Source organism: Rhodococcus sp. 05-2256-B1, assembly GCF_002258465.1.
Taxonomy (GTDB): Bacteria; Actinomycetota; Actinomycetes; order Mycobacteriales; family Mycobacteriaceae; genus Rhodococcoides; species Rhodococcoides fascians.
The window spans coordinates 190,217-202,768 of record NZ_NOZA01000031.1; the positions used below are offsets into that span (position 1 = coordinate 190,217).

Sequence of the window (12,552 nt, forward strand, 5' to 3'; positions counted from 1 at the left end):
ACTGCAACCTTGGAATCGGACGTCGAGTACCCCATTCTCCAGCGACCGCCTCCGGCTTCACGAGCGAGAGTGTTGAAAAGGTGGCCCCATTGCGATGGAGTCTTACTCACGGCGGATCGAACCTGCACAAGGCCTTCCCGCTCTAAGCCGTCGCTCTCGACCTTTCCGACCCGGACTACGTCATCAAATGTCGGTTCACCTTGCGACTCAACGGGGCCTGGAGTCTCATTTGCGCTCATAAGCGGTGAGAGTACTTGACTGTGTCAACATGTTGTTGTGCCAAGAGTTCCCGTATGTCGCGGAGGTGGCATAACTACTCTTATATGGCATATCTAGTGGTCAGAGAGTTATGCCAGTAGATGAGAGATGACAGTTATGCCACGGACAGTTGTGCCAACTCGGGTAGATATGCCACCTGTGCCACCGAAATAGAGATGGGCACAGGTGGCACAACTAGGCGGGTAGCGACCACATCGTCTTCGCAGGAACGCCTTCGTAGCTGATCGTGACGTCCAGTTCTTTCCGGGCGCGAGCAAGGGTCCGTTCCGCATGGCCTGCCATCCTCGCAGCGTCCTTCACCTGCTTCGATGGGACGGACGGGCCTTCCACGCCTATGTAGTCCCGTAGCCACATTGCAGCACCAACGCGTTCACTACGGTCTTCTCCACCGTCATTGAACGCATCAGTCAGATGCTCGGTGATGGTTTGCGTGGAGTCACCGACGAGCTTGAGTAGCGGCACATGTCCATCGTCGTCTTCTGATGGTGTGAACACCGGAAGCGCGGTGATCTTAAATTGTGTCGCGTCGACCTTACGTGCGCCGTTGGATTTCTCGGGGCCAATGAGGAGTCCACCCTCGACCTCGGGGTCGGCCTGAGCGAACAACGCCATGCGGGCTTTCTTGCGGAGTTCGCCGGTTCCGCCATAGGTGTCTCGCGCGTTGCCGGAAGCCATGCGGTTGGTGTGCGTGAGGAGCAGGATCGCGGCTCCCGTGGTGGTGGCGATCTCTTTCCATGGATGCAGTGCTCTGCGTGCTTGCTGGGGGTCACGAACGGACATCGACGTGGGCACAGTGTCGAGCCACGCATCGACGACAATGAGCCCGGGCGCAGTCTTGCTCTCCCGAATGAGGTGTAGATCGTGGGGAAATGTCGGTGCGCCTGACCCGTCAGCGTCGGTGCAGATGACGGAGATCATGCTGAGATCCGCGCCGGCGACTTCGAGACGCGGACGCACTGTGGACGACCAGTCGTCTTCGGTCACCACCACGAATACGTGTTCGGGCTTGCGGGCCGGGATCCCAAAACGTGGCTCAGCTCGTCCCGTGGTGACTAGTCCTGCGAGCCACGTCCACATGAGGGACTTCCCGATACCCTCCGATCCCACGAGCAGGGAGATCGCAGCTCGTGGGATCCTGTTCTGCGCAAGCCATTTGGGCTGTTCCGACCCCTGAAGGTCTTTTGCGGGCCAGAGCCTGGCAGAGATGTTCTCAGGTTCAGATTCGTTTGGAACCACGTGGAGCGACGGAGCGGCATGTGGATCGTGAGCGTCGGGGTAGTCCCGGCCGTAGGGCATCATGCGGCGACCCCTGCCCTGTCGGCTACAGCCTGAGCCAAGCGGCGATCAATGCCGCCGCGACGCCATAGTGCGCGCAGAATCTCTACGTCGAGTAGGGGTGTCATGCCCTTGTCGAGGAGCATTGCGATCGTGTCTCGCCATCCATCGAGTTCGTGGTCGGTCACAGTTACTTTCTTCTGTTTGCAGCGGCATGTCCATGGATCGACACAGCCGCATTCCGCTGGGACGCAGAGCATTGCCGCTTGCCTGCGGAGTTGCAGTACGGGGGCGATATCGGTAGTATTGACTGTGGTGGAAACGTCTGATGTGATTTTATTTATGAAACGGGTACCGTTGGCGCGGTGCCCGTTTTCGCGTGTTGGGTTCATTATTCAGTTGTCCTTTTGGTTTGCGTGACTATCTACGACGGCGGCTGTGCGAGCGGTTCACGCGGCATCGCTCCGTGCGCTGACGCCAAGCAGGCGCGCGATGCGGGCACGGGTTTCTGGAGTCATCGGCGGAGCGGCTGCCACCAACTTGGCGATGTGTTCCTCGATGGAGGTGACCTTCGCCGTCCCACCGTGATTCGCCTCTATACAGGCTGCGAGTTCGTCGTGGTCAACAAACAATTTTCCGCCGTGCCGGTGCAACTCGACCTCGCCGGCCCTCGCCCAACGGCGGTACGTCTCACGGCCGAACCCGAAAGCGATTTCAGCCTGTCTCATGTCGATCAAACGAGCGCTCATGTTTCTCCCATTGTCTAGATTTCTGGTGTTGGGAGAGACATTAAGTGGCGATTTCACATCTGGCTAACGGCAAAACCGCTGGTCACGTACACTGAGTAGACGGTTTTCGCGCAACTTTCGACGCTGAATTTCTAGCGTGACCTGCGATACCATGCTATTTCTGTAGCGTCAACGCAACAGCTCAATTAGGCGCATTTCGTAACACAATCGTTACTTTTAAGGCCTCATCCCTTGAACTCGATCGCAATACAGTCGGGGTTGAAGTAGCCCCCACCAGGCTGCCGCCCCCTCGGCTGAGCGAGGATTGTCACAGTCATAAGAGCGTCGATGACTTGTGATCGCATTGCCGGCGATTTGGCGTCCCAGACCTCACGTAGACGATCCCCTGCCAGCACCAGATCAGCCAAGATGTCCGTCGACCGAATCTCCGCAAGCTCCGAGTTCAGAGCTGCGAGCTTGGTACGCAGCCCCTCGGTGCCCTTCTTCAATTGCGAGCCGTCGATCGAGCCATCCGCGAACAGCATCGCCAACTCGTCGAGTCGTGCCTGAATCCCATCGCGCCGCACTGTCAGCTCGTCCACGTCGGCAGTGACCGGGGTCAGGAGTAGACCCGCGTCAGGCTGACTGAGCCGAGCAATGGCAACCTCCGTGACGTAGGCATCCAATACGTCCGCCACACGGCCCATGTGGGCACCACCTGAGCACCTGTAAGACTTGGCTCGCTCTCCCCCACCCACGCCCCTGCCGCGCTGGGTAGCGGTCTGCATTTTCTGCCCGCACTTACCGCACACATATATCCCGGTTCCGAGGAACTTCCGCTCTGTCGAGAAGGCCGATTTCCGCGAAGGGTCGGTCAGCATGGCCACCAGCGTCGCCCAATCGTCGGGATCCACAATCGGAGCCCAATCATTGGCGGTCACCAGTTGGCCGTCGAGTTCGATCAGGGCAGCGTTCCGAGGACGCATCACAACCCGCCGCAAGTCCCGACCTGTCCACGCCTTTTCGCCGTAGGAGGTCACGAGACCCTGCTCGTTCCAGGCACGGACGGTGCCTGCGATCGATTCGCCCCGCAGCAGGGCCGATGTTGCTTCCCTAAGGGCCTGGGCTTCGACCTCGTGATGCGTCACTCCGTCTGATTGGAACCCGAACGGTCGCCGGCCACCGCGGTACTTGCCGTCGGCAGCCGCCTGCTTCTTCGCACGAAGCTGGCGTTCGATCGAGTGCTCGACCTCATGCCGCGCCGCTGCACCCAGCATTCGTGCAAGCATCTTCCCCGACGCCGTCGATAGGTCCATCGTTCCGGCATGCACCGTCCTAATCTCGATCCGGTGCGTCTCGCAGACATCGATAAACGACTCCAGTTCGAGCGGGCGGCGATGCAACCTATCCGGGTGCCACGCGACAATCGCCTGAGCCTTCCCTGACCGAACATCGTTCAGCATTGCGTCGTACCCAGGACGCCGCTTGCCCGAGTACGCCGAGATGTCATTGTCCGAGTGCACTGCGACCACATCCCACCCGAGTTTCGCTGCGAGGTCCATGCAGTCGGCTCGCTGCCGTTCGACGCCCAGCCCTCCGCCGGTTCGGTCCTTCGAGATGCGCGTGTACACAATTGCCTGCATGTTTAGAACAGTACCTCTTGACAATGCGCCAGGTCGTACACCGAGCCACCCTTGGGCAACGTCGCCGGAGACAACGCGAGAATCACTCGACTGTCCGGCCAGGTACCACCCGAATTCTTCACCGCGGCCTTGACCCGATCACGCGATTCGTTCAGCGCGGTATCGGGCAGTCCCACCAGATGGGTCCCCGGAAGACCCTGACCGATATCGGCTTCGATCTCCACCAACACTCCGTCGACGCCGTTGACCGCCACCGAATGGGCTCGCCCCAGGGGCATCAGAACGCCGCCCTGACGTGAGTGAGAACAGGGTCGTCACCGCGACCGATCACGATGGCGATCACGTCGAATCGGATGTGGACCCACGGCCCTCCGCGAAGCGAAAGCCACTGCAACGCCAATCCTCTGATCCGAGTCTGCTTGGTGTACGTCACCGCTTCCGCCGGCGTTCCGTAACCGATTCCCGAACGCGTTTTCACTTCGACGAACACCATCGTCTCGCCCTCGCGCGCAATGATGTCGAGCTCCCCCGAACGATGCCGCCAATTCCGCTCGATCACCTCCAGGCCGATGTGCTCGAGATGGCGTGCAGCAAGGTCCTCACCGCGGGCCCCGAGTTCTTGATTGGTCGGCATGTCGAATTCCTCCACTCTGCGGCCGCACAGCACGGCCGGATCCGGTCGCCATGACGGTGACACGACCGAAAGGAGGTGATTCCGAGAAAGTGCAGGTGCCGCATTGCCCTGTGGACACGCGCAATCCTGTGGAGAGAACCGTCGAATCGCAGGGCCGACACACCTGTTTTGTCGTACCTGTGTGCTTACCGGCGTTCATGCCCTGTCGATCGCCCGACAAATGGTTCGAACATGCAAAAGCTCCGTCCGGATTACTGCACGGACGGAGCTGAAGCACGGAATCGGTAATCGAATTCGATGACCGAACTACCGCTGACCGAAGACAGCGGGCATATCAAGGCTGGGACGCGGTCAGTGCGCAGCCTCGTAGGCGGCCTGAACTTCCTGGCTGATTCGACCTCGGGCGCTGACCTCGTGGCCGTTTTCGCGAGCCCACGCTCTGATGTCCTGCAGATCGACCTTTCCTCGAGCCGGTGCAGGCGCGGCACCGGTCTTGCGGGGGCGGCGACCGGAAATCTTCTCGGCGTGCTCGATCCAGAAAGCCAGCTGCTCGTGCAGTTCGTTCGCATGCTTGAGATTCAAGTCGATGCGGTACTGGTTTCCACCGATACCGAATTCGATCGACTCCCCCTGGCCTTCTTTGATTACCGAGCCGTCGACATCGTCGATCATCTGGACAAGCGTCTTGCGTGCCATCTCGTACCTCTTACGCGTCTGGGAGAATGTGGTAATTCAAGTTCTACCACCGATTATCGGACCGAGGCAAAGACCCAACGATGTTCACATCGGCGTAGGGTCGAAAACATTCGGTACGAAAACGTGTGAATACCAGAAGCTATTTGCATCATTAAATCGAAACACTATGGGAGACAACAGAATTCGGCGCTCACATTTCGACGATTCTCCCGCGCTCGACGTAACACGGCAACGGGCCCCAGCCCGAAACAGCACACGCGGAATTATTCGGTCGGTTGTCCAGCTTTTCGCTGATCGGTGCGCTTCGGAACACTTCACACGGAGAATCCGCCGAGCGGAACCGTCCAGGTGCACCCGTCAGGCACCGGGCACACCTGCCGATCCGACCCGGAACCGACTATTCGGGGAGACGCAGATCAGGTTTGTCCAGCTCTTCGATGTTGACGTCCTTGAACGTGATCACCCGCACGTGCTTGACGAAACGAGCCGGTCGGTACATGTCCCATACCCACGAGTCCGACATCCGCAATTCGAAGTAGATCTCACCGTCGGCATTGTGCGGAATGAGTTCGACGGAGTTCGCGAGATAGAAACGACGCTCGGTTTCGACGACATAGTTGAACTGTCCGACGATGTCCCGATACTCGCGGTACAGCGAGAGCTCCATCTCGGTTTCGTACTTTTCGAGATCTTCGGCACTCATCGGTCTCTTTCATCCTCCAGTCGGGCGTGAAATTCAATCATGGCGCACCGTCGTCGGTGCAGTCCATTCGCCCCAGTGCGTCGACCTCGCTACGCGAGCGACCGGCTGCCGCGGCAGCCACGTTGGCATAGGACATTCGATGCTCCCGGCTCGGGCCGAGCGTGGTCATCGCGGTCGAATGCGCACGTGTGCTGTACCCCTTGTGCACGGCGAATCCGTAACCGGGAATGTCGGTGTCCATCTGCACCATCAACCGGTCTCTGGACACCTTGGCCAGCACACTGGCCGCAGCGATGCAGGCAGCTGTGGCATCCCCTCCGATGACGGGTAGAGACGGCACCGGAAGTCCGGGAACCCGAAAGCCGTCGGTGAGGACATACCCGGGAGTGAGGCCCAGGCCCGCCACCGCGCGGCGCATTCCCTCGATGTTCGCCACGTGCACCCCGATGCGGTCGACCTCGGCCGCGTCGACGAACACCACACTCCATGCCAGTGCCAATTTCTTGATCCGGGGAAAGAGCTCCTCCCGGCGACGCTCGGTCAGCTTCTTGGAATCGTCGAGGTCCGCGAGGGCAGTGTGCGACCGAGAGCCCAGGATGCACGCCGCGACCGTCAACGGCCCCGCGCAGGCTCCCCGGCCTGCCTCGTCGACACCCGCAACCGGACCGAGCCCGTTGCGTTCGAGTGCCGATTCCATGGTCCGCAGCCCCGCCGCCCTCCTGATGACGGGACGCGGCGGCCACGACGAGCGGCTCAGAGATGCGCGCGCACGAGGCGCGGGACGAGGACGTGCCGTCATCGACCCTGAATGTCCGGCGAGTCCAGGAGGCCGGTTCGCGATGGCGGCAACGCGATGGCCACGGCCTTACCTATCACGTTGTCCAGCGGAACGGTGCCGGTGAACTCGTCGGTGACGTGATACCGCGAGTCTCGCGAATTGCTGCGATTGTCGCCCATGACCCAGATGTTGCCCTCGGGCACCGTGACAGGGTCGAAGCACCGGCCCGATTTCAATTCGGTGTCGCACGTCATCGTGTCCGGAACGAACGGGAAATCCATCTGTATGTACGGCTCGTCCAACGGCTTTCCGTCCACGAGCACCCGTCCCTGAGCGTCACAGCACTCGACCGTCTGGCCACCGGTGGCGATGACCCGCTTGACCAGATCGTTCTCGTCCGGAGCGACGACTCCGATCAAAGAGCCCACTTCCTGGGCCCCGCGGATGACCGAATTGTCGGAGCGCTGCGAGACGAATTCGTCGTTCCAGGAATCGGGGCCGCGGAACACGACGATATCGCCGGGCTTCGGATCGCCGAATCGATAGCCGATCTTCTCCACGACGATGCGGTCCCCGGTGCAGCCGGCGCAGCCGTGCAGTGTCGGTTCCATGGATTCGGATGGGATGAGATAGACCCGGGCGACGAACGTCTGAAGCAGAAAACTCAGCACGAGAGCTACCAGAATGAGGATGGGAAGTTCGCGCCAGAAGGACCGCTGCTTGCGATCCGCACGCTTGTTCCGGGGAGACTCGTCGTCGGGCTCGTTCGTCGAACCCTGTGGGGTCGGATCCTGTGGGGACTGCGTCACCTGGACAGGTTAGCCGGAACCGTCGCCCGCGGGCCGGTCGGTCCGCGCCTGCGGCGTTTTCACCGAGCATCGCTCGTACCGGTGCGTCCGAAACATCAGGGCGGCGGCTCCAACGCACCATGCCGCGTCACCGATGTTCGGTGACGCGGCATGGTTGCTGCTCGAAGCGGTCGATACGACCGGGTCAGCGCTTTTCTTTGATCTTGGCGGCCTTGCCACGCAGATCGCGGAGGTAGTACAGCTTCGCGCGACGAACGTCGCCGCGAGTGAGGACCTCGAACTGCGCGATGTTGGGGCTGTGCACCGGGAAAGTGCGCTCCACGCCGACGCCGAACGACACCTTACGAACGGTGAACGTCTCGCGGACGCCACCGCCCTGACGTCGAATCACGACGCCCTTGAAGATCTGAATACGCTCTTTCGAGCCTTCGATAACCTTGACGTGCACGTTCAGCGTGTCGCCGGGGCGGAAATCGGGGATGTCGCTACGCAGCGACTGATTGTCGAGAAAGTCCAGGGTGTTCATCGGTTGTGCCATCCTTGCGTTCTGCGCTTGAGCAGAGGAACCGAGCGGCTCGCCACCGGGGCGGCACAACTGGTTCGTACTCCGAGTGAGGTGTGTGCCTCGCGAGAGGCAACCCGCCTATTGTGCCAGACCGTCAGGCGTTCGAGGAAATCGCCCCGACCGAGGACTGGGCCACGGTTCCGGCCTGGGGTGCAGGCACGACGGTCCGCGCGAGCTCGTCCTCGGTGGCCTCGACCGCATGAACGATGCTGGGCTTGCCCGCGATCGCATCTTGCAGGTAGATCTTGGCCCGTATCAGCGGCCTGCGCCACTTCTTCTCTCGCCGCAGCGCACGCTCCATCTTCTTCGGCCTGCTCGTGTAGCGCCACCTCGCCCAGGGTGCACTCGGCCTGCTGAGTCGGACCGCGGCCAGAATGAGGATGGGCAGAACGAACAGCCCAATCAGCCCGGTCCAGATCTTGCCCTTGAGCAGCACGACGACACACAGACTCAGGTTGAGCAGTGCCAGCACACCGAGTGTTCCGCGAACCCAGGGATCGGGATCGGCCCGGAAATCGGCGGGGCTGAGCAACTCCAACGGGTGAAGTCCCAGTAGCAGGAACCCGGTGAAGGCGACGGCTGCGAATACCGCATCGACGGATGTTCGGCCCTGCTCGGACCAGTAGACGTCGCGGAGATAGAAGATGAGTGCGAATTCGTCGAGCACGAGGGCAGCGCCGCTGCCGAAGATCGCCGCCAGCACGGCACCGATGGTCTGCGACCCGTCCACGTACACCGCGATGAGCCCGATCCCCGCCAACAGCATCAGCACGATTCCGAACACGACATGGTGAATGTGCTGACCGCCAGGGGTGATGTTGCCAGGCCACCACTTCACATCCGCGCGAATCATTCTGACGCTCAGGCGAATCAGCAGAAATCCCACGAGTAGGCCGAGCAGGAAGCAGAGCAACGGAAGGCGGCCGTGCTCGACGACACCGTGCTCCAACCACCTCACGCGCTCCACGTCCTTCCCGCCGCACGCCCGAAACAACGGCTATCGCCGAATCAGCCTATTCTCGTTCGTCGCCGCCGGGGTCGGCATCGACCGGGAAAGTCCGAGCGCTACTTCCCGAAGCCCGCTTTGCGCAACGCGTCGGCCATGGAACCTGCCGCAGGTGTCGCTGCGGGGCCACCGCCGCGTCGGTCGCGTTGCGGGCGGTTGCCCTGGCCGCCATTGCTCTGACGGCCGTTGCCCTTGCTCGAGGACGTACCGCGGGAGCGGTCACCCTGCTGCCCACGAGGTGCGTCCTTGCCACCGCTCGCACCGGGCTCGTCGTCCAACCGCAGACTCAGGCCGATGCGCTGACGTGGGATGTCGACCTCCATCACCTTGACCCGCACCACATCGCCGGATTTGACGACCTCACGCGGGTCCTTGACGAAGTTGTGCGACATCGCAGAGACGTGAACGAGACCGTCCTGATGCACGCCGACGTCGACGAAAGCACCGAACGCCGCCACGTTGGTCACGACACCTTCGAGCGTCATCCCCGGCTTCAGGTCGGCGACCTTCTCGATACCGGCTGCGAAAGTAGCGGTCTTGAACTCCGGACGCGGATCGCGTCCAGGCTTCTCCAGCTCGGAGATGATGTCGGTGACGGTGGGCAACCCGAATCGTTCGTCGACGAATTCGGCGGGATCGAGGCGGCGGAGGAGTGCGGTGTTGCCCACTACCTCGCGCACGCCCACGCCCGCCTTGCCGACGATGCGGCGCACGACGGGATAGGCCTCCGGGTGCACGCTGGAGCGGTCGAGAGGATCCTCTCCCCCGGAGATGCGCAGGAACCCGGCGCACTGCTCGAAAGCCTTGGGCCCCAAGCGCGGTACGTCCTTGAGGGTGCTGCGGCTGGCGAACGGGCCGTTCTGGTCGCGGTGCGCCACGATGCTCTCGGCGAGCGAACCGGCAATACCGGAGACCCTCGACAGCAAGGGCACCGACGCTGTGTTGACGTCGACACCCACCGCGTTCACCGCATCCTCGACCACGGCCCCGAGAGAACGGGCGAGCAGAGTTTCGGAGATGTCGTGCTGGTACTGGCCGACACCGATGGACTTGGGGTCGATCTTGACCAGCTCGGCCAACGGATCCTGCAGCCTGCGAGCGATCGAGACCGCGCCGCGGATGGAGACGTCGAGTTCGGGCAGCTCACTCGAGGCGTACGCCGACGCCGAGTAGACCGAGGCACCCGCCTCGGACACCACCACCTTGGTCAAATTCGCCGCCGGGAATTTTGCAATCAATTCTGCTGCCAGAGAATCGGTTTCGCGTGACGCCGTACCGTTTCCGATGGCGATGAGCTCCACCTTGTGCTTGGCCGCGAGCCCGGCGAGTGTGGCCACCGCCTGGTCCCACTTGCCCTGCGGCTTATGGGGATAGATCGTGTCGTAGTCGACGACCTTGCCGGTGGCGTCGACGATCGCCACCTTGGTTCCGGTACGAAAGCCCGGGTCGAGTCCCATCGTGGTGCGGTTTCCGGCGGGTGCGGCCAACAACAGATCTTTGAGGTTGCTCGCGAACACGTCCACGGCGTCCTTCTCGGCCGACTGGCGCAGTCTCATGCGCGTATCGAGTGAGACGGTGACCAGCATCTTGGTGCGCCATGCCCAGCGAACGGTATCGAGCAGCCACTTGTCGGCCGGGCGGCCGCGATCTGCGATTCCGAACTTGGTTGCGATACGCCCCTCGTAGACACTGGGCACACCGGGAGTCGGCTCGTCCCGCTCCGGTTCGAACCCGAGGGACAGAATCTCTTCCTTTTCACCGCGTAGCGTCGCGAGGATGCGATGCGAGGGCAGGCTCGTGAACGGTTCGGAGAACTCGAAGTAGTCCGAGAATTTCGCGCCTTCCTCCTCTTTTCCCTTGCGCACGGTGGCGACCAGCTTGCCGGAGGTCCACATCAGTTCACGCAGCTCACCCACCAGGTCGGCATCCTCGGCGAAACGCTCGACGAGAATTGCTCGTGCCCCGTCGAGCTGCTCCTGATCGAACTGCGCCGGGTCGGTGGACGGATCGGTGAACAGTGCGTCTGCGACGGGTTCGTGGCCCGCTTCGCGCGCAATCTGTGCCTTCGTCCGACGCTTGGGCTTGAACGGCAGGTAGATGTCCTCGACGCGGGCCTTGGTCTCGGCCAGCATCAGCGACTGTTCGAGCGCGTCGTCGAGTTTGCCCTGCGAACGGATCGATTCGATGACGGCATCTCGCCGCTCGTCGAGTTCTCGGAGGTATCGAAGTCGCTCGTCGAGTTGGCGTAATTGCGCGTCGTCCAGTGTGCCGGTGACCTCCTTGCGGTAGCGCGCGATGAACGGGACCGTGGACCCGCCGTCGAGGAGTTCTACAGCGGCACGAACCTGTTCTTCGCGAACATCGAGTTCTTCGGCTATGCGCTTGTTCACAGATTTCAGAGCAGTGGTCACGGCGATGGACCCTACCGCTAGTGTGGGACAGGTCGGTCAGCGGTTCTATGTGCGGGAGAGTTCTGTAGATGGTCAGGGGGGCTCGGTTACTGACCGCCACCTGCGCCGCACTGTTGGTCCTGAGCGCGTGCTCCGTACCGCCCGATGATCAGGCCGGCGATCCCGGTGGCAGGGATTCGGCCGAGACATCGGCATCACCGTTCCCTGATATCCAGAAGGTCGACGGCGTGGCCTTGGAAGCGCGTATTCCGATGGCGGTGGAATCGGCGCGAGCCCGAGGTGCCGATGTGAACTTCGCGTTGCTGGATCGAGAGACCGGTTCCTACTACAGCAGCGATGCCGACGAGCCGATCGAAACGGCGTCGGTCTCCAAGCTCTTCATTGCCGACGAGGTGATGTTCGAGGCGCAGTCGCAGAACCGCCCCGTCTCCGCCGACGAGCTGGCCACGATGACCAGCATGCTCGAGTTCTCCGACGACAATGCCGCATACACGCTCTGGTATCGATACGGTTCGTCCGAGATCGTCCGCGCAGTCGCGGCGCGATATGCCCTGAGGAACACCGACGCTCCCGGCGACGACCAGTGGTACAACACGGAAACGACTCCCAGCGACCTGGTCGGCTACTACGCCGGGCTGCTGAACGGCAGCGGCGGCCTGACCACCGCGTCGACCGACATCATCATCGGAATGCTGCGACGCTCGGCCCCCGTAGCTGCCGACGGCTACAAGCAACACTTCGGGATCGTCGACGGCTTACCTGGCGAGACCGTGCATGCAGTCAAGCAGGGCTGGATGTGCTGCGTGTCCGATCGGTGGGTCCATCTGTCGACGGGAACCATCGGCGCGGACAATCGCTACGTACTGGCCCTGTCGTCCCGTGAAGACATCTTCTACGCCGACGACATGGAAAGTTACCCGGACACGGCCGTCGTCGACGTGAGCGACGACGCCAGCGCACTGCACGCACGGGACACCCTGACCGGCTTCGTGTCGATGTTGTTCCCCGACGGCAGAATCAGCTGA

At 62.0% G+C, this 12,552-nt stretch carries 13 protein-coding genes and 1 pseudogene; 2 read left to right on the top strand and 12 right to left on the bottom strand.

The window, feature by feature from the left end; translation table 11 throughout:
* Nucleotides 1–453: 453 nt before the first annotated feature.
* The gene (locus CH285_RS20890) at nt 454–1,578 is read right to left on the bottom strand and encodes an AAA family ATPase (RefSeq protein ID WP_094643024.1); all 1,125 of its coding nucleotides are present in this window, start codon (nt 1,576–1,578) and stop codon (nt 454–456) included.
* Nucleotides 1,575–1,742 (bottom strand): hypothetical protein, encoded by a 168-nt coding sequence (locus tag CH285_RS28045; protein WP_176458530.1) that lies wholly within the window; start codon nt 1,740–1,742, stop codon nt 1,575–1,577. The genes CH285_RS20890 and CH285_RS28045 overlap by 4 nt, the downstream gene beginning before the upstream one ends.
* Nucleotides 1,743–1,970: 228 nt before the next feature.
* On the opposite strand from CH285_RS28045, the gene CH285_RS28050 reads away from it, so the two are divergent.
* Nucleotides 1,971–2,321, top strand: a complete 351-nt coding sequence (locus CH285_RS28050) for a hypothetical protein (protein WP_141215494.1) — start codon at nt 1,971–1,973, stop codon at nt 2,319–2,321.
* 206 nt (nt 2,322–2,527) lie between these two features.
* On the opposite strand, the gene CH285_RS20900 is transcribed toward CH285_RS28050, so the two are convergent.
* From CH285_RS20900 to CH285_RS20945, 10 genes and pseudogenes are all read right to left on the bottom strand, one after another.
* On the bottom strand, nt 2,528–3,925 hold the full coding sequence (locus CH285_RS20900) for a recombinase family protein (protein ID WP_094643026.1): 1,398 nt from the start codon (nt 3,923–3,925) through the stop codon (nt 2,528–2,530).
* 8 nt (nt 3,926–3,933) lie between these two features.
* Nucleotides 3,934–4,203, bottom strand: a pseudogene (locus CH285_RS20905) (magnesium chelatase domain-containing protein); the annotation flags it as partial.
* The gene (locus tag CH285_RS20910) at nt 4,203–4,559 is read right to left on the bottom strand and encodes a YraN family protein (protein ID WP_027496696.1); all 357 of its coding nucleotides are present in this window, start codon (nt 4,557–4,559) and stop codon (nt 4,203–4,205) included. The pseudogene CH285_RS20905 and the gene CH285_RS20910, both read right to left, overlap by 1 nt.
* Nucleotides 4,560–4,910: 351 nt before the next feature.
* Nucleotides 4,911–5,255, bottom strand: a complete 345-nt coding sequence (locus CH285_RS20915; RefSeq protein WP_027496695.1) for a histone-like nucleoid-structuring protein Lsr2 — start codon at nt 5,253–5,255, stop codon at nt 4,911–4,913.
* 397 nt (nt 5,256–5,652) lie between these two features.
* On the bottom strand, nt 5,653–5,958 hold the full coding sequence (locus tag CH285_RS20920; protein WP_008717288.1) for a DUF2469 domain-containing protein: 306 nt from the start codon (nt 5,956–5,958) through the stop codon (nt 5,653–5,655).
* 37 nt (nt 5,959–5,995) lie between these two features.
* Entirely contained in the window at nt 5,996–6,757 is a 762-nt protein-coding gene (locus CH285_RS20925; protein WP_080731213.1) for a ribonuclease HII, read from the bottom strand.
* Nucleotides 6,754–7,545: a signal peptidase I gene (gene lepB / locus CH285_RS20930; protein WP_032383412.1), complete on the bottom strand. Its 792-nt coding sequence runs from the start codon at nt 7,543–7,545 to the stop codon at nt 6,754–6,756. Before lepB ends, CH285_RS20925 begins: the two co-directional genes overlap by 4 nt.
* A 184-nt stretch (nt 7,546–7,729) precedes the next feature.
* Nucleotides 7,730–8,071, bottom strand: coding sequence for a 50S ribosomal protein L19 (rplS, locus tag CH285_RS20935; protein ID WP_027496692.1), 342 nt, complete (start codon nt 8,069–8,071; stop codon nt 7,730–7,732).
* 133 nt (nt 8,072–8,204) lie between these two features.
* Nucleotides 8,205–9,068: a hypothetical protein gene (locus CH285_RS20940; RefSeq protein ID WP_370878684.1), complete on the bottom strand. Its 864-nt coding sequence runs from the start codon at nt 9,066–9,068 to the stop codon at nt 8,205–8,207.
* Nucleotides 9,069–9,175: 107 nt separating this feature from the next.
* A complete protein-coding gene (locus CH285_RS20945) occupies nt 9,176–11,527 on the bottom strand; it encodes a Tex family protein (RefSeq protein WP_032370789.1) in 2,352 nt (783 codons plus the stop codon).
* A gap of 68 nt (nt 11,528–11,595) precedes the next feature.
* Here CH285_RS20945 and CH285_RS20950 point away from each other — a divergent pair, with 68 nt between their 5' ends.
* Nucleotides 11,596–12,552: a serine hydrolase gene (locus CH285_RS20950; protein WP_051365124.1), complete on the top strand. Its 957-nt coding sequence runs from the start codon at nt 11,596–11,598 to the stop codon at nt 12,550–12,552.